This is a genomic window from Pseudomonas sp. LFS044, assembly GCF_047978245.1.
Taxonomy (GTDB): Bacteria; Pseudomonadota; Gammaproteobacteria; order Pseudomonadales; family Pseudomonadaceae; genus Aquipseudomonas.
This window is the reverse complement of record NZ_JBFPFX010000007.1, coordinates 1-16,709: the sequence shown is the minus strand read 5'-3', so window position 1 is coordinate 16,709 and position 16,709 is coordinate 1. Positions and strand designations below refer to the sequence as shown.

Annotated in this window: 18 protein-coding genes; all 18 read left to right on the top strand. The window is 65.8% G+C overall.

Translation table 11 applies throughout. The annotated features are described in order from the left end of the window. Positions 1-33: 33 nt before the first annotated feature. A complete protein-coding gene (locus tag ACNQPL_RS07555) occupies positions 34-915 on the top strand; it encodes a DMT family transporter (RefSeq protein WP_416466347.1) in 882 nt (293 codons plus the stop codon). Positions 916-1,302: 387 nt separating this feature from the next. Beyond that, positions 1,303-2,148 carry an ABC transporter ATP-binding protein gene (locus ACNQPL_RS07550; RefSeq protein ID WP_416466346.1) on the top strand — a complete coding sequence of 282 codons (846 nt, stop codon included), beginning with the start codon at positions 1,303-1,305 and terminating at the stop codon, positions 2,146-2,148. 31 nt (positions 2,149-2,179) lie between these two features. Then, complete coding sequence (locus ACNQPL_RS07545; RefSeq protein ID WP_346611629.1) at positions 2,180-3,181, top strand: ABC transporter substrate-binding protein; 1,002 nt, start codon at positions 2,180-2,182, stop codon at positions 3,179-3,181. 29 nt (positions 3,182-3,210) lie between these two features. Then, complete coding sequence (locus tag ACNQPL_RS07540; protein WP_346611630.1) at positions 3,211-3,987, top strand: ABC transporter permease; 777 nt, start codon at positions 3,211-3,213, stop codon at positions 3,985-3,987. Beyond that, positions 3,984-4,751: an SDR family oxidoreductase gene (locus ACNQPL_RS07535; protein WP_387528806.1), complete on the top strand. Its 768-nt coding sequence runs from the start codon at positions 3,984-3,986 to the stop codon at positions 4,749-4,751. The genes ACNQPL_RS07540 and ACNQPL_RS07535 overlap by 4 nt, the downstream gene beginning before the upstream one ends. A gap of 15 nt (positions 4,752-4,766) precedes the next feature. Further along, positions 4,767-5,306, top strand: a complete 540-nt coding sequence (locus ACNQPL_RS07530) for a cupin domain-containing protein (RefSeq protein ID WP_416466345.1) — start codon at positions 4,767-4,769, stop codon at positions 5,304-5,306. Between the two features lie 4 nt (positions 5,307-5,310). Beyond that, positions 5,311-6,168: an alpha/beta fold hydrolase gene (locus ACNQPL_RS07525; RefSeq protein ID WP_416466344.1), complete on the top strand. Its 858-nt coding sequence runs from the start codon at positions 5,311-5,313 to the stop codon at positions 6,166-6,168. A 5-nt stretch (positions 6,169-6,173) separates the two neighbouring features. After that, on the top strand, positions 6,174-6,992 hold the full coding sequence (locus ACNQPL_RS07520) for an IclR family transcriptional regulator (RefSeq protein ID WP_416466448.1): 819 nt from the start codon (positions 6,174-6,176) through the stop codon (positions 6,990-6,992). Between the two features lies 1 nt (position 6,993). Continuing rightward, positions 6,994-7,791: an SDR family oxidoreductase gene (locus ACNQPL_RS07515; RefSeq protein ID WP_416466343.1), complete on the top strand. Its 798-nt coding sequence runs from the start codon at positions 6,994-6,996 to the stop codon at positions 7,789-7,791. Next, positions 7,784-9,466 (top strand): thiamine pyrophosphate-binding protein, encoded by a 1,683-nt coding sequence (locus tag ACNQPL_RS07510; protein ID WP_416466342.1) that lies wholly within the window; start codon positions 7,784-7,786, stop codon positions 9,464-9,466. The genes ACNQPL_RS07515 and ACNQPL_RS07510 overlap by 8 nt, the downstream gene beginning before the upstream one ends. 10 nt (positions 9,467-9,476) lie before the next feature. Next, positions 9,477-10,280, top strand: a complete 804-nt coding sequence (locus ACNQPL_RS07505) for an aspartate dehydrogenase (RefSeq protein ID WP_346611636.1) — start codon at positions 9,477-9,479, stop codon at positions 10,278-10,280. A gap of 10 nt (positions 10,281-10,290) precedes the next feature. Beyond that, positions 10,291-11,781: an aldehyde dehydrogenase gene (locus tag ACNQPL_RS07500; RefSeq protein ID WP_346611637.1), complete on the top strand. Its 1,491-nt coding sequence runs from the start codon at positions 10,291-10,293 to the stop codon at positions 11,779-11,781. Next, positions 11,778-12,746, top strand: a complete 969-nt coding sequence (locus ACNQPL_RS07495; RefSeq protein ID WP_387528787.1) for a VOC family protein — start codon at positions 11,778-11,780, stop codon at positions 12,744-12,746. The genes ACNQPL_RS07500 and ACNQPL_RS07495 overlap by 4 nt, the downstream gene beginning before the upstream one ends. 10 nt (positions 12,747-12,756) lie before the next feature. Further along, the gene (locus ACNQPL_RS07490) at positions 12,757-12,984 is read left to right on the top strand and encodes a recombinase-like helix-turn-helix domain-containing protein (RefSeq protein ID WP_346611639.1); all 228 of its coding nucleotides are present in this window, start codon (positions 12,757-12,759) and stop codon (positions 12,982-12,984) included. A 20-nt stretch (positions 12,985-13,004) separates the two neighbouring features. Then, a complete protein-coding gene (locus ACNQPL_RS07485; protein ID WP_346611640.1) occupies positions 13,005-14,039 on the top strand; it encodes an aromatic ring-hydroxylating dioxygenase subunit alpha in 1,035 nt (344 codons plus the stop codon). Between the two features lie 14 nt (positions 14,040-14,053). Further along, a complete protein-coding gene (locus tag ACNQPL_RS07480) occupies positions 14,054-15,013 on the top strand; it encodes a PDR/VanB family oxidoreductase (protein WP_416466341.1) in 960 nt (319 codons plus the stop codon). 176 nt (positions 15,014-15,189) lie between these two features. Beyond that, positions 15,190-16,419: a hypothetical protein gene (locus ACNQPL_RS07475; protein WP_416466340.1), complete on the top strand. Its 1,230-nt coding sequence runs from the start codon at positions 15,190-15,192 to the stop codon at positions 16,417-16,419. A gap of 164 nt (positions 16,420-16,583) precedes the next feature. Next, the coding region (locus tag ACNQPL_RS07470) for a transposase (protein WP_416466447.1) at positions 16,584-16,709 on the top strand (126 nt) is incomplete at its 3' end.

Genomic DNA, 16,709 nt, shown 5'->3' with positions numbered 1-16,709 from the left:
ACACTCGCGCCCTGCCCTGTACCGGAGACCGCCGTGAGCCCCATCGCCCTAGCCCGCCTGCTGACCCTTGCCGCCGTCTGGGGGGCGAGCTTTCTGTTCATGCGCATCATCGCCCCGGAACTTGGCACCGTGCCCACCGCCTTCTTCCGCGTGTCGATCGCCTGCCTGGGCCTTGTCGCCATCCTGGGCGCCGCGCGGGTGCGCTGGAACTTCGAGGGCAAGCTCGGCGCCTGCCTGGTGCTGGGCATGATCAACTCAGGCATCCCGGCCACCTTCTATTCAGTGGCGGCGCAGGTGCTGCCGGCCGGTTACTCGGCGATATTCAACGCCACCACGCCGCTGATGGGCGTGCTGATCGGCGCGCTGTTCTTCCGCGAAGGGCTGACCGTGGCCAAACTGTGCGGCATCTTCCTGGGCCTGTTCGGCGTCGGCATCCTCAGTGGTGCCGGCCCTGTAGCCTTCGACATGGCCCTGCTGCAAGGTGCCCTGGCGTGCCTCGCGGCAACCACCTGCTACGGCTTCGCAGGCTTTCTGGCGCGGCGCTGGATCAGTGGCCTGGACAGCCGCCTTTCGGCACTCGGCAGCATGCTCGGCGCCACGCTTCTGATGACGCCACTGTTCGCCTGGAGCGCATGGGCCCAACCGCCTGCCAGCTGGGGCGGCTGGCAGGTATGGATGTCGCTGCTGGGCCTGGGGCTGGTGTGCACGGCCTTCGCCTATATCCTGTACTTCCGCCTGCTGGCAGAAATCGGCCCGGTGAAAGCCAGTACCGTGACCTTTCTGATTCCGGTGTTCGGTGTACTGTGGGGCGCCTGGCTGCTGGACGAGTCGCTGTCGATGGGCCACCTGTACGGCGGCCTGCTGATTGCTGCAGCGCTTTGGCTCGTCCTCAAGCCCGCACGCCGCACTGCCTGAGGGATTGTAGGGGGCTGCTGTGCAGCCCAATCGCCGGCAAGCCAGCTCCTACAGGTACTGCACTGCACTCAGGCAAGCGAGAATTCCTGTGGGAGCCGGCTTGCCGGCGATGAATACCCCGCCGTTTCACCTGCGAAACCTCTACTTTTTCGCGTTACCCAAAATGCCCAGCTTCCTCGCACGAACTGAAGTTCATGCGCGGTTGCTGGGCATTTTCGTGCCATATAAAAAACCATGTTTCATATATAAAACACGCTCTTCTTCCCTGCTAACTCGCAAGTTATTAATAATTAACAAAATTATTGTTTAGTTGGGGAAATTACCCAACTGGCATTGTTCATGCACTAAACGGCGTATCACCTATAAAACAGACCAGAGAACATTCCCATGGCTGTGAAAGAGATGTACGCAATCGCCCCGCAATGGCATGAACCGCAGCGCAACGAAGCAGCGACCGAAATCGAATTCCGCAACGTCGGCAAGGCCTTCCCGGCCAAAGGTCAGGCCGACGCGCCGTTCGCCATCCGTGATGTGAACTTCAAGATCCGTCGCGGCGAAGTGGTTTCCATCATTGGCCCTTCCGGCTGTGGCAAAAGCACCATCCTCAACATGGGCTCTGGCCTGTACCGCCCCACCGAAGGCGAGGTACTGGTCAGCGGCGAAGCGGTCAACGGCCCGGTGCCGAAAGTGGCTTTCATGCTGCAGAAAGACCTGCTGATGCCGTGGCGCAGCATCCGCCGCAACGTTGAACTGGGCCTGGAGATCCAGGGCATGCCCGCCGCCCAGCGCAAGGTCATCGCCGAGGATCTGCTCAAGCGCTGCCACCTGCAAGGCTTCACCGACCACTACCCGTTCCAGCTGTCCGGCGGCATGCGCCAGCGCGCCGCACTGGCCCGCACCCTGGCGATCGACCCGCAGGTGCTGTTTCTCGACGAGCCATTCTCGGCCCTCGATGCGCAAACCAAGATGATCCTGCAACAGGACCTGGCGCAGATGCTGTACGAGGAAAAGAAGACCGCGTTGTTCATCACCCACGACCTGGTCGAGGCCATTGCCCTGTCTGATCGCCTGCTGGTGATGAGCGCACGCCCCGGCACGATCATCGAGGAAATCGAGATTGACCTGCCTTACCGAAACAACCCGCTGGAGCGCCGCAAGCTGCCGGAAATCGGCCCGCTGGCGGGCCGCCTGATGGATCTGCTGAAGGTCGGCGAAGACCTCGACCTGCACTGACCGACGCCCCACTCATTACTCGGGAGTTAGCATGTTCACCACCTACCTCAAGCGTGTGGCACACACCACCCTGGCTGCACTGGCACTGAGCCTGGCCGCCCAAGCCCAGGCCGAGCCGAGCAAAGTCACCTACCTGTTGCCCGCGCCGCCCAGTCTGCCGGCGTTCGCGCCATGGATCATCGCCAAGGAAAAGGGCTACTACCAGGCCCAGAACCTGGACCTGACCTTCATCGCCGCCAAGGGCGGGGTGGACGTTGCCAAGCAGATTGGCGCCGGCAACGCCCTGGTCGGCGGCGCCATCGGTGATACGCCGATCATCGTGCGCCCCAACGGCATCCCGGTGCGCGCGGTGGCCGTGCTCGGTGGCGGTGGGGTGACCATGATCGCCACCAACGCCGGCGAGAACATCCAGTCGATCCAGCAGCTCAAGGGCAAGACCCTGACCGTGATGTCCTACTCCGACACCACCTACTACGCCCTGCTCGCTTCGCTGCGCAAGGCCGGCCTGAGCAAGGACGACGTGGACATCCAGGCCGCCGGCCCCTCGGGCGTATGGCAACTGTTCTCGGCCAGCAAGGCCCAGGCCATGGCCGGGGTGCCGGACTGGGTGGTCAACGCCGAAGACGCCGGGCTGAAGTACGCGCTGATCCCCCGTGAGCAGGTGTTCGAGAGCATGGCCCAGGCGATCCTCGCCTCCGACGATGCCATCGAGCACCACCCAGAGGTGGTCCGCGGCGTGGTCAAGGCCACCCTGCGCGGCCTGCAGGACATCATCGACGACCCCAAGGCCGCCGCCGCCAGTTTCGCCCGCGCGGTCCCGGCGTACGCCGGCAAGGAAGCGTCGCTGGAAAAAACCCTGCGCCTGTACGTGGAGTACGTGTACGCCGGCCAGCCCGTACTCGGCCGCATCGACCCGGCGCGCCTGGACACCGTACGCAAGTTCTACGTCAGCGAAGGCATCGTCCCTCGCGAACCCAAGCTCGACGAGCTCTACAGCAACCAGTTCATCGAAACCAGCACCGCGGCCAAATGACGGCCCGGCCATAACAAGGTAATCGCCCGATGAGAAACCTCAACCCATCCATGCTCGGCAGCGTCGCCCTGCTGGCCCTGTTCCTGGTGCTCTGGCAATGGGGCCCGGGGCTGGTCGGCATGCCCGAATTCGTCATGCCCCAGCTGAGCCGGGTAGCCCAGGAAAGCCTGCTGATGTGGCAATCCGGCGGCCTGCTCGAACACACCCTGATCACCGCCTTCGAAATCATCGTCGGCTTCGCCCTCGGCGCCCTGCTGGGCGTGGCCATCGGCGTATCGCTGGGCCTGTCGCCGTCGGCCGAGGCCATGCTCTCGCCGTACATCCTTGCCCTGCAGATCGCCCCCAAGGTGGCCTTCGCGCCGCTGTTCGTGATGTGGCTGGGCTACACCATCTACCCGAAGATCCTCATCGCCATCCTGATCGTGTTCTTCCCGGTGATGATCAACGTGCTCTCGGCCATCCGCACCGTCGACCCGGACATGATCAACCTGGTGCGCACCATGAACGCCAGCCGCTGGCAGATCTTCCGCCTGGTGGAGTTCCCCTCGGCCATGGCCGCGCTGTTCTCTGGCCTGCGCATCGCCTCCACCCTGGCGGTCATCGGCGTGACCGTCGGCGAGTTGGTCGGTGGCAACCAGGGCCTGGGCTTCCTGCTGGTGGATGCCGAAGGCCAGGGCAACACCGCCGGGGTGTTCGTGGCCATCGTCATGCTCACGCTGATCGGCGTGCTCGCTTACGGCGCCGTGGTCTGGGCCGAGAAGCGCGTTCTGCACTACCTCCCCAAAGCCATGCTGAGTAGCCAATGATGAGCAGCTTCAACAACCTTCTCGAAGGCCGCCGCGTGCTGGTCACCGGTGGCGCCCGCGGCCTGGGCTATGCCTTTGCCCAGGCCATCGCCCAGGCCGGTGCGCGGGTGGTCATCGCCGATGTGCTGGCAGGCCGTGTGCAACAGGCCGCCTGCGAACTGAGTGGCATGGGCCTGGATGTCAGCGGCGTCAGCCTGGACCTGGCCAGCCCCGAGTCCATCGACGCCTGCATCGAGCGCACGGTCAAGCGCCTGGGCGGCCTCGACGGCCTGGTCAACAACGCCTCGATCACCAACTCCGGCGGCAAAAGCTGCGAAGAGCTGGACATCGAGACCTGGGATCAGGTCATGCAAGTCAACGTGCGCGGCACCTGGCTGATGACCCGCGCCGCCCTGCCGGCCCTGCGTGAAAGCGGCCGTGGCGCGGTGATCAACCTGGCCTCCGACACCCCGCTGTGGGGTGCGCCGAACCTGCTGGCCTATGTCGCCAGCAAGGGCGCGGTGATCGCCATGACGCGCAGCCTGGCGCGCGAGCTGGGCAACGCCAACATCACCGTCAACGCCATCGCCCCCGGCCTGGTGCTGGTCGAGGCCACCGCCTACGTACCCGAGGCCCGCCACCGCCTGTACACCGAACAACGGGCCATCCAGCGCCCGCAACTGCCCGACGACGTCAGTGGCGCGGTGCTGTTCGCCCTGTCCGACCTGTCGCGCTTCATCACTGGACAAACCCTGCCGGTCAACGGCGGGTTCGTCATGCCCTGAGCAAAGGAGAATCCCATGACCGACCTTTCCCAACAGCAAGACGCCCCGAAATCCTGGGACCGCCCGGCCGACGCCGACCTCGCCAGCTGGATGCAGACCCGCATCGCCCGCTACGAGACCCGCCGCTACGACTGGGACGCGCTGAAGTTCCAGGCCGACTACGACCCCAAGTTCCGTCGCGCGCAGATGCGTTACGTGGGCACCGGCGGCACGGGTGTAGGCAGTGACATGAACACCATCGCGTCCGAGCACTTCACCTTCTCCACCATGGTCATCCCGGCCGGCCACGAAGGCCCGCCGCACCTGCACACCGATGTCGAAGAGGTGTTCTTCGTGCTGCGCGGCAAGCTCAAGGTGGTCATCGAAAAGGATGGCGAGCGCTTCGAGACCATCCTCACCGACCGCGACCTGATCTCGGTGCCGCCTGGGGTGTACCGCGAAGAGATCAACGTGGGCAATGAAGACGCCCTGATGTGCGTGATGCTCGGCGCCAAGAAGCCGGTCACCCCGACCTACCCGCCAGCGCACCCGCTGGCGTCGATCAAGCGCGGGTAAGCCGATGATGCCGATCACCCCCATCGCCCCGCTGCTCGCGCAGCTCGACCAGCGCTTCGGCGCCCGCCTGCTGCGCCTGAAACACGGCCAGCAAGCGGTGCGCGAAGCCGGCAGCGGCGAAGCCATCGTGCTGCTGCACGGCATTGGTTCGGGCGCGGCCAGCTGGTTGCAGGTGGCCCTTGGCTTGAGCGAGCGGGCGCGGGTGATCGCCTGGGATGCACCGGGCTATGGCCAGTCCGCGCCATTGCCAAACGCAGCGCCAAGCGCCTGCGACTATGCCGGGCGCCTGCTGCAGACGCTCGACGCCCTGGGCATCGCGCGCTGCGTGCTGGTCGGCCATTCCCTTGGCGCCCTGACCGCCGCCGCGTTCGCCCAGGCCCAAGCGGGCCGCGTCAGCCGTCTGGTGCTGATCAGCCCGGCACGCGGTTACGGGGCGCAACCCGATCAGGGCCAGGCGGTGCGCAACAAACGCCTGCACAGCCTGGAGCAGCTGGGCATCGAACGGATGGCCCGCGAGCGCAGCGCGCACTTGCTGGCCCCTGGCGCCAGCATCGAGGCCCTGGCCTGGGTGCAGTGGAACATGGCGCGGTTGCTGCCACAGGGCTACCGCCAGGCCATCGAACTGCTGTGTGGCGACCACCTGTTGCGCTACGCGCCGTTGGCGGTGCCCTGCGAGGTGCACGGCGGCAGCGCCGACTGCATCACCCGCGCCGACGACTGCCAGGCCCTGGCCGCAGCCCTCGGCGCGCCTTTCACGCTGATACCCGGCGCCGGCCATGCCTGCGCCATCGAACAACCCGACACGGTGACGGGCCTGCTGGCCCGCGCCCTGGACGCCTCTCTCACAGGTAGCGTGCTATGAACGATATGGATCCGTTGAAGGAAAACCAGGACAAGTACATTGTCCCGGGCCTGGAACGCGGCCTGCTGCTGCTGTGCGAATTCAGCCGGCAAAACCGTACCCTGACCGCCCCCGAACTGGCCCGGCGCCTGTCGCTGCCACGCTCGACCATCTTCCGCCTGCTGACCACCCTGGAAACCATGGGCTTCGTCACCCGCAGCGGCAACGAGTACCGCCTGGGCATGTCGGTGCTGCGCCTGGGCTTCGAATACCTGGCCTCGCTGGAGCTGACCGAACTGGGCCAGCCGCTGCTGGCACGGCTGTGCGACCACCTCAACTACCCGAGCAACCTGGTGGTGCGTGACGGCCGCTCGATCGTCTACGTGGCCAAGGTTTCGCCACCGTCGGTGTTCTCCAGCGCGGTCACCGTCGGCACCCGCCTACCCGCCCACGCCACCGTGCTGGGGCGCATCCTGCTGGCCGACCTGAGCCTGAACGAGTTGCGCGAGTTGTACCCGGAAGAACACCTGGAGCAGTTTTCGCCGTGCACACCGAAGACCGTGCTGGAGCTGTTCGACCTGGTCCAGGCCGACCGCCTGCGCGGCTATGTCAGCGGCGAAGGCTTTTTCGAACCGAGCATTTCCACGGTCGCAGCCCCGGTGCGCGATGCCAGCGGCCAGGTGGTGGCCGCGCTCGGCCTGACCATCCCCACCGTGCAGATCGGCCACGTCAATTTCGACAACCTGCTGGGCCAGGTACGGGGCAGCGCCGATGAGCTGTCGCGGCTGCTCAACTACACCCCTAACGCCGGCCTGGGCCGCGTCACTGCGCTGATGAGGGACTGAGATGAACCCCTATCAACTTCACGACAGCACGGTGATCGTCACCGGCGGCTCGTCCGGCATCGGCTACGCCTGCGTCGAACTGCTGCTCCAAGCGGGTGCCCGCGTGGCCTTCTGCGGGCGCAACGAAGGCCGCCTGCGCAGCGCCGAAACGCGGTTGCGCGAACGCTTCCCCGGAGCGCGCCTGCTGGCCCAGGTGTGCGACGTGCTCGACGCAGGTTCCGTGCAGGCCTTTGCCGCCGCCAGCCAGGCCGCGCTCGGCGCGGCCCAGGTGCTGATCAACAACGCAGGCCAGGGCCGCGTGTCGACCTTCGCCAGTACCACCGATGACGCCTGGAACGACGAGCTGCAGCTCAAGTTCTTCTCGGTCATCCACCCGGTACGCGCGTTCATGGCGCAGCTGCAAGGCCAGGCCAACGCCTCCATCGTGTGCGTCAACTCGCTGCTGGCCAGCCAGCCCGAGCCACACATGGTTGCCACTTCGGCGGCCCGTGCGGGGCTGAAGAACCTGGTGCGCTCGATGGCTTTCGAATTCGCCGAACAGGGTATCCGGGTCAACGGCATCCTCATCGGCCTGGTCGAGTCGGGGCAATGGCGCCGCCGCTTCGAGGCCCGCGAGGAGCGCGAACTGGACTGGCCGCAATGGACCGCGCAACTGGCACAACGCAAACAAATTCCCTTGGGCCGCCTTGGCCTGCCGAAGGAAGCGGCGCAGGCGATCCTGTTCCTCGCCTCGCCCCTGTCGGCCTACACCACTGGCAGTCATATCGATGTATCCGGAGGCCTGTCCCGCCATGCGTAACGAAAACACTGTCACCGTCGGTGCCGTCATCACCGCGTTCCTCGAGCAATGCGACGTCAAGGCGGCGTTCGGCGTCATCTCGATCCACAACATGCCGATCCTCGATGCCTTCGCCGTGCGCGGCAACATCCGTTTCGTCATGGCCCGCGGTGAAGCCGGGGCCACCAACATGGCCGATGCCTACGCCCGCAGCAGCGGCGGCCTGGGCGTGTGCCTGACCTCCACCGGCACCGCGGCCGGCAACGCCGCCGGGGCGATGGTCGAAGCGCTGACCGCCGGCACCCCGCTGCTGCACATCACCGGGCAGATCGAAACCCCGTACCTGGACCAGGAGCTGGCCTACATTCACGAAGCGCGCGATCAGCTGACCATGCTCAAGGCAGTGTCCAAGGCGGCGTTCCGCGTACGCAGTGTCGAAACCGCGCTAAGCACCCTGAAGCTGGCCGTGCAGACCGCCCTGACCGCGCCCACCGGCCCGGTCAGCGTCGAGATCCCGATCGATATCCAGTCGGCTTTCATCCCCATGCCAAGTGACCTGTCGCCGCTGCCGATCCCGGTTGCCGCACCGGCTACAGAAGCCCTCGACCTGGTCGCCGAACGCCTGGCCAGCGCCACCCGCCCGCTGCTGTGGCTAGGCGGTGGTGCGCGGCATGCCGGCGCGCAGGTCAAGCGCCTGCTCGACATGGGCGTCGGCGTGATCACCTCGACCCAAGGCCGCGGTGTGGTCAACGAAGACGACGCACGCTGCCTGGGTGCGTTTTCGCAGAACAAGCTGGTCGAAGGCTTCATGCAGACCTGCGATGCGCTGGTGGTGGCGGGCTCGCGCCTGCGCAGCAACGAGACCTTCAAGTACGCCCTGAAGCTGCCGCGCACCACCCTGCGCATCGACGTCAACCCGGCCATCGAAGGCCGCAGCTACCCCAGCGACCTGTTCATCTGCGGCGACGCTGCGCTGGCCCTGGAAGGCCTGGCCGACCGCCTGCAAGGCCGCCTGAACATCGACCCGAACTTCCTTGCCGAGCTCAAGGCCGTGCGCGAGCAGGCGCGCAAGCAACTGGTGGCAGACCTTGGCCCGTATGCGGCACTGGTCGAGCAGTTGCAGGCGCAGACCGGGCGCAACTTTACCTGGGTGCGCGACGTGACCCTGTCCAACAGCATCTGGGGCAACCGCCTGCTCAACCTCTATCACCCGCTCGCCGGCGTGCACGCGCTCGGCGGTGGCATCGGCCAGGGCCTGGCGATGGGTATCGGCGCGGCCGTGGCAGCGGCCGAAACCGCCCCGGGGCGCAAGGTGTTCGCCCTGGCCGGCGACGGCGGGTTCATCCTCAACCTGGGTGAACTGGCAACCCTGGTGCAGGAGAAAGCCAACGTAGTCATCCTGCTGATGAACGACCAGCGCTACGGCGTCATCCGCAACATTCAGGACGCCATCTACGGCGCCCGGCATGCCTATGTCGAACTGCACACGCCGGACTACAGCAAGCTTGCCGAATCGCTCGGCCTGCGCCACGGCCTGGTCAGCGACCTGAAACACTTCGGCGGGGTGCTCGAGGGCGCCCTGAGCGCACAAGGCCCGTTCCTGCTGGAAGTGGACATGCTCAGCGTCGGCGGTTTCGCCACCCAGTTCGCCGGCCCGCCCAACAGCGAAACCAAGGCGCAGAAGGCCACGGCCTGAGGACCCTGCCATGTTGCATATCACCATGATCGGCTGCGGCGCCATTGGCGTCAGCGTGCTCGAACTGCTGGAGCAAGACCCGCAGCTGTGTGTGGACGCGGTGATCGCCTCGGCCGGCTCCGAAGACCTGGTGCGCCAGCGCCTGGCCAGCTTTCGCCAGCCGCCACGGGTACTCACTGCCCTGCCCAGCGATCACTGCCCCGACCTGCTGGTCGAGTGCGCCGGCCACAAGGCCATCGAGGAACATGTGCTGCCAGCGCTGGAACGCGGCATCGCCTGCCTGATCGTGTCGGTGGGCGCGTTGTCCGAGCCCGGCCTGGTCGAACGCCTGGAAGCCGCAGCGGCGCGCGGCAACACGCGCATCGAGCTGCTGCCAGGCGCCATCGGTGGCATCGATGCCTTGTCGGCGGCCAAGGTCGGCGGCCTGGATGCGGTCACCTACACCGGCCGCAAACCGGCCCAGGCCTGGAAGGACACCCCGGCCGAGCAGGTGTGCACGCTGGGCACGCTCAGCGAAGCGACGGTGATCTTCGATGGCAGCGCCCGCGAAGCGGCGCGGCTGTACCCGAAGAACGCCAATGTGGCCGCCACCCTGTCGCTGGCGGGGCTTGGCCTGGACCGCACCCGGGTAACCCTGATCGCCGACCCGCACAGCGAAGAGAACGTGCACCAGGTCGAAGCCCGTGGCGCCTTCGGCCGCTTCGAGATGAGCCTGCGCGGCAAGCCGCTGGCGGCCAACCCGAAGACCTCGGCACTGACCGTCTACAGCGTGGTGCGCGCCCTCGGCAACCACGCCCATGCCATTTCCATCTAGGGGACTGCCAATGACTCTGGAACAGACCTTACCCATTTGCATCGCCGGCACCTGGCGCCTGGGTGGCGGCGAACGCTACGCCACCTGCTACCCCGCCACCGGCGAGCCGGTGGCCTGGCTCAATGCCGCCAGCCTGGAGGATGTCGAAGCCGCCGTGCAGGGCGCGCACCAGGCCTTTTTGCACAGCGGCTGGGCCCAGCGCAAACCGCATGAGCGCGCCGCTGTGCTGTACCGCATCGCCGGGCTGATCCGCGAGCGTGCCGAAGAGCTGGCGCAACTGCAGCGCCAGGACAACGGCAAGCCGATCAACGAGACCCGCGCCCTGGTCGCCAGTGCTGCGGGCACCTTCCAGTTCTTCGCTGCCGCCTGCGAAACGCTGGAAGAAACCATCACCCCGTCGCGCGGCGACTTCGTCAGCATGAGCGTGTACGAGCCGATGGGCGTAGTCGCGGCGATCACCCCGTGGAACTCGCCGATCGCCAGCGAGGCGCAAAAGGTTGCCCCGGCCCTGGCCGGCGGCAATGCGGTGGTGATCAAGCCGGCGGAAATCACCCCGCTGCTGGCCCTGCAACTGGCCCGCATCTGCGAAGACGCCGGGCTGCCCAAGGGCCTGGTCAGCGTGCTGCCGGGCAAGGGTTCGCTGCTGGGTGACGCCTTGACCCGCCACCCACTGGTCAAGCGTGTGTCGTTCACCGGCGGTACCCGCACCGGCAAGCACATCGCCCATATCGCCGCCGACAAGATGATGCCGGTGTCGCTGGAGCTGGGCGGCAAGTCGCCAACCATCGTGCTGGAAGACGCCGACCTCGACCACGCCGTGGCCGGTGTGCTGTACGGCATCTTCAGCTCCTCGGGCGAGGCTTGCATCGCAGGCTCGCGGCTGTTCGTCGCCCGTGCCCTGTACGAGCCATTCATGGCCCGCCTGACCGCCGCCGCCGCGCAACTGCGCCTGGGCGACCCGGCCGATGAAAACACGCAGATGGGCCCGCTGATCAGCGCCGGCCACCGCGAATCGGTGGAGCGCTACGTGGCCCTGGGCCTGGCTGAAGGTGGCCGCCTGCGCCTGGGCGGCCAGCGCCCGAGCGGCGGCCTGTTCGACCAGGGCTACTTCTACCCGCCGACCATCCTCGAAGGCCTGAGCAACCACCAGCAGGTCTGCCAGGAAGAAATCTTCGGCCCGGTGCTGGTCGCCATGCCGTTCGACAACGAAGAGCAACTGCTGGCCCAGGCCAACGACAGCCTCTACGCGCTGGCCGCCGGCATCTGGAGCCGCGACTACAAGCGTGCCTGGGCCTTGGGCCGCAAGCTGCAGGCCGGCACGGTGTGGATCAACACCTACAAGCAGTTCTCCATCTCGACGCCCTTCGGCGGCTGGCGTGACAGCGGCCTGGGCCGTGAAAAAGGCCGCCTGGGCATCCTGCAGTACATGGAACAGAAGAGCCTCTACTGGGGCATGAACCAACAACCGCTGGCGTGGGCTGGCGTGGAGGCAGGGCAATGAGCGTACTGGGCATCGACGAAGTCACCTATGGCGTGGAAGACCTCGCCACCTGCGCGCGCTTCTTCGCCGACTGGGGCCTGAGCAAGGTCAGCGAGCAGCCCGACGAGGTGGTCTTCGAAACCCTCAACGGTTGCCGCGTGGTGCTGGCGGCCATCGACAAACCTGGCCTGCCACCGGCCATCGAGCCCGGCTCGACCGTGCGCGAGGTGGTGTGGGGCGTCGCAAGCCAGGCAGACCTGGCGCTGTACAGCCAGCGCATCGCCAACGACCCGGGTTTCGTCGAAGGCAACGGCCGCATCGGCTGCACCGACCCCAACGGCCTGGCGATCCGCCTGCAGGTCACCCGCAAGCACGCACTGGACATCGAGTGCAGCGGCCACAACACCTGGCAGACCAAGGGCCGGATCAACAAGCCGGCACCGGTCTACGAGCGCGCCACCCCCATCGAAGTGGGCCACGTGGTGTTCTTCGTCAAGGACGTGAATGCCTGTGAAGCCTTCTACCACGAGCGTTTCGGCTTCCAGGCCTCGGACCGTTACCCCAACCGCGGCGCGTTCCTGCGTACCGCCGAAGAAGGCGGCCACCACGACCTGTTCATGCTGCAGCTACCGGCCCCACGCGCCGGGCTCAACCACGTGGCCTTCACCGTGCGTGACCTGCACGAAGTGTTCGGCGGCGGCATGCATATTTCCCGCTGCGGCTGGGCCACCGAGATCGGCCCGGGCCGGCACCCGGTGTCGTCGGCGTTCTTCTGGTACTTCAAGAACCCGGCCGGGGCGCTGGTTGAATACTACGCCGACGAAGACCAGTTGACCGGCGACTGGCAGCCGCGTGAATTCGAACCCGGCCCCACGGTGTTCGCCGAATGGGCGATCGCCGGTGGCATCGATGGCAATACCCGACGCCAGCAGAATATCGAAGCGCCGCAAGGCAAGTTCCTCACCGACAAACCCAAGAACAATTGAGGCCACTCCCATGAGCACACCCGAGGTTTACCTGCAGCCGCACCAGGCGCGCAAACGCCCCAACACGCCGTTCGAAGACCTGCTCGGCGACTCGATCGAACGCGCCTACGGCAACGGCGTGAGCGAGCTGGGCGAATTGCTCGCGCACCTCAACCTGGCCGGCCCGCCCTGCCCGCTGACCCGCGGTGAATGGACCGAAGACTCCTTCAAAACCCTGATGGCACGGCTGGGCGAATGACCCGCCGGAGGTAGAACAAAATGAACATGCAGATTACCGTCGACCCTGTTGAACAGCACCTGGCCAACGGCCTGAAAGACCTCTGGTTCCCGGTTTTACCGTCGCAGCTGCTGGGCGAAAAACCCGTCTCGATTCGCCGCCTCGGCTACAAGATCGCCCTGTGGCGCGACAACGACGGCAGCGTGCACGCCCTTGAGGATCACTGCCCGCACCGCGGTGCGCCACTGTCCCAGGGGCCGGTGCTGGGCGACCGCCTGCAGTGCCCGTACCACGGCGTCGAAGTACGCTGCGATGGCACCGTCACCAAGGTGCCGGGCAGCCCCGGCTGCAAGCTCGAAGGCAGCCGCCCGACGCGGATGTTCCATACCCGCGAGGCGGCGGGTGCGATCTTTTTGTTCAACGCCACCGACCCGCACCTGGCCACGCCGCCGGAGCTGGTGCTGCCCGAGCAGCTGACCTCGCCCGAGTGGAGCAGCTTCCTCTGCTACACCGAGTGGAAAGGCGACTACCGCTACGTGCTCGACAACGTCATGGACCCGATGCACGGCACCTACCTGCACAAGATGTCGCACTCCATGAGCGAAGGCGAAGCCACCGCCAAGTTCGTCACCCGTGATACCGACCAAGGCTTCTTCTTCGAGAAGGAAGGCCAGCGCGGGGTCAACTTCGACTGGACCGAGTTCCTCGACAACGGCTGCCACTGGCTGCGCCTGGAAATCCCCTACCCGAAGACCGGCGGCCCGGGCGGCAACTTCACCATCATCGGCAGCTACACACCGAGCAGCCGTGCCCTGTCGGCAGTGTTCCACTGGCGCGCACGGCCGCTGACCGGCTGGCAGCGCGACACCTGGCGCTTCCTCTACAAGAACCGCCTGGAGGCACGCCACTGGGCGGTGCTGGAGCAGGACCGGGTGCTGCTGGAGTTCATGGAATTCGACGCCAACCAGCGCGAAAACCTTTACCAGCACGACCTGGGTGTGGTGCGCCTGCGCCGTTACCTGAAGGGCAAGGCCAAGGAACAGCTGGCCCTGATCGAAACCCAGCAACTGGCCTGAGCCTGAGGTGACCGATGTCCAACTCTTGCACCCTAAGCGCGCTGGTGTACACCCTGCGCCATGAAGCCGAAGGCATCATCAGCGTCGAGCTGCGCCCGTGGGGCGATACCGTTTTCACGCCGTTCGAAGCCGGTTCGCACATCGACCTGCACCTGCCCAACGGCCTGGTACGCAGCTACTCGCTGCTGAACGCCCCGAGCGACCAGGGCCGTTATGTGGTCGGCATCCTGCGCGACCGCGCCAGCCGCGGCGGCTCGCGCTACGTTCACGAACAACTGCGGGTGGGCACGCAGTTGCAGATTTCCCAGCCACGCAACAACTTCGCCCTCGACACCCGCGCCAGCCACAGCGTGCTGGTGGCTGGCGGCATCGGCATCACGCCGATCTATTGCATGTTCCGCCAGCTGCTGGCGCTGGGGCGCTCGGCCGAACTGATCTACTGCGCCCGCTCGCGCGCCGAAGCGGCATTGGTTGACGAGATCAGTGGGCTGGGGGCGAAGGTGCTGTACCACTTCAACGACGAAAAAGGCGGCCTGCCGGACCTTGCCAGTTACCTGGCCGGGCGCCCTGCGGACACGCACTTCTACTGCTGCGGGCCGACACCGATGCTCGATGCCTTCGAGCAGACCTGCGAACGGCTCGGGTACCCGCATGCGCATATCGAGCGGTTCACCGCCGCCGAAGTGGCCGCTTCGGAAGATGCCCAGGACAGCTACAGCGTCGAGCTGAGCAAGTCGGGCAAGACGGTCAGCGTCGAGCCAGGGTTGAACCTGCTGGATGTGCTGCTCGAAGCCGGCTGCGATATCGAATACAGCTGCCGCGAGGGGGTCTGTGGCTCGTGCGAAACCCGCGTGCTGGAGGGGGATGTGGACCACCGCGACGGGGTGCTGAGCAAGGCTGAGCGGGCGGCGAACAAATCGATGATGGTGTGTGTCTCGGGCTGCAAGAGCCGGCGCCTGGTGCTCGACCTTTGAATCGGTGCCGGCCTCTTCGCGATCCGACTTGCCCCGCGAAGAGGCCGGCACTGACACCCTAAAACAATAAAAACCACCCCCCGTTTTCCGCATTCAGCCAGCCAATCCAATCATCCCTTGATGGGATGATGCCCCGCTGCTGCCTGCGAAAACTCCCCAACCTTGCAGGGCACAACATGAACAGGTACCTGATCACCCTCGGTCTGCTGGTCACCGCATGCTCAAGCTTCGCCTCCGAACCCGGCCCCGCCGCCCCGGACCAGCCGCCCACCGCGAAAAAGCCCTTCCCGCACATCGCCTGGCGCAGCGACGACGGCCAGAGCAGCCTCGACATCGGCGGCGCCTTGCGCGTCAATTACCGCGACGAACACTGGGACACCACCGAGAACAACGGCCGCTTCCTCTTCGACACCTTCCGCCTGGACGTGCAGGCCAGCCATCGCCAACTGTTCAGCGATGTCGGTTACTGGTTCCAGGACGACGGCAAGCGCTCCATCGACCGCGGCTACATCGGCTACCGCTTCAGCCCGCAAGCCAACCTGCAACTGGGCGCACCATTCAAACCGTTCGGCCTGGAGCCCTACCCGCAGTTCGGCTGGAGTTATCACATCCCATTCTTCATGGGTTACGGCGTCAGCGCCGGCACGGGCCTGAAGTACAGCTACAAGGACGCGCAATGGGACCTGCAACTGGGCTACTTCCCGCGCATGCTGCCGTCGAGCCTGCGCTATTCGCCGGAGGTCGGGCGCTACGCCGACCTCGACGACAACGCCGTGCCGTTCACCCAGTCGCGCCAGGACAACGAAAAGCGCAACCAGCTCAACGCCCGCGTCGCCCGTACATTCAATGGCGATGGCTGGAAGACCGAGCTGGGCGCTTCACTGGCCGCTGCCCAGCTGTACAACGCCACTACCCATGATGACGGCGACTACTGGGCGGGCGGCGTGCACGCGCTGTTCAACACCGGCCCCTGGACCGTGACCGGCCAGGCAATCCGCTACGAATACGACCCGAAAAACCCGGCGGGCGTCAGCGACGACGCGGTGCTGATGGGCGGCAACGGCCTGACCCCGGCCTACCTGATCGCCGCCAAGGCGACCATTGCCGCAGTCAACGTTGGCTACGACATATTTACCCCGAAGCTTGGGCAGTTGAAGAAGATCAAGCTCTATACCGACTACAGCCGCATGATGAAGGATGAGCACGGTTGGGACGATTCGCAGATGTTCACCGTCGGCGCGCAGTTCCTGGCCATGCCGATCATGGCCTGGGTCGACCTGACCTGGGCGCGCAATGCCAACCCGTTCGGTGGGGCGGAAAATGGCACGGGGTGGACCAGCACCGGTTCGGTGGGCAGTAACGACTGGTATTACCGGACCAATATCAACATCGGCTATTACTTCTGAAATTTTGATTCTGTCTCTCCCGGCCTCATCGCCGGCAAGCCGGCTCCCACAGATACATCACTCTTCTCGAGCACTGTGCAGTACCTGTGGGAGCCGGCTTGAACTGGCTTAATGATCCCGGACACCTCTTAAGGGCGATATGATTCGCCCAATCAGGAGGTTCCATGCAAGAACGAAAGACCTATACCCGCGAGTTCAAGCAACGTGCTGCCAGCATGGTTCTTGATGACAACGGCTCGATTCCAGATGTTTGTGCGTCGATGGAGGTCGGCCCTACGGCGCTGCGCCGC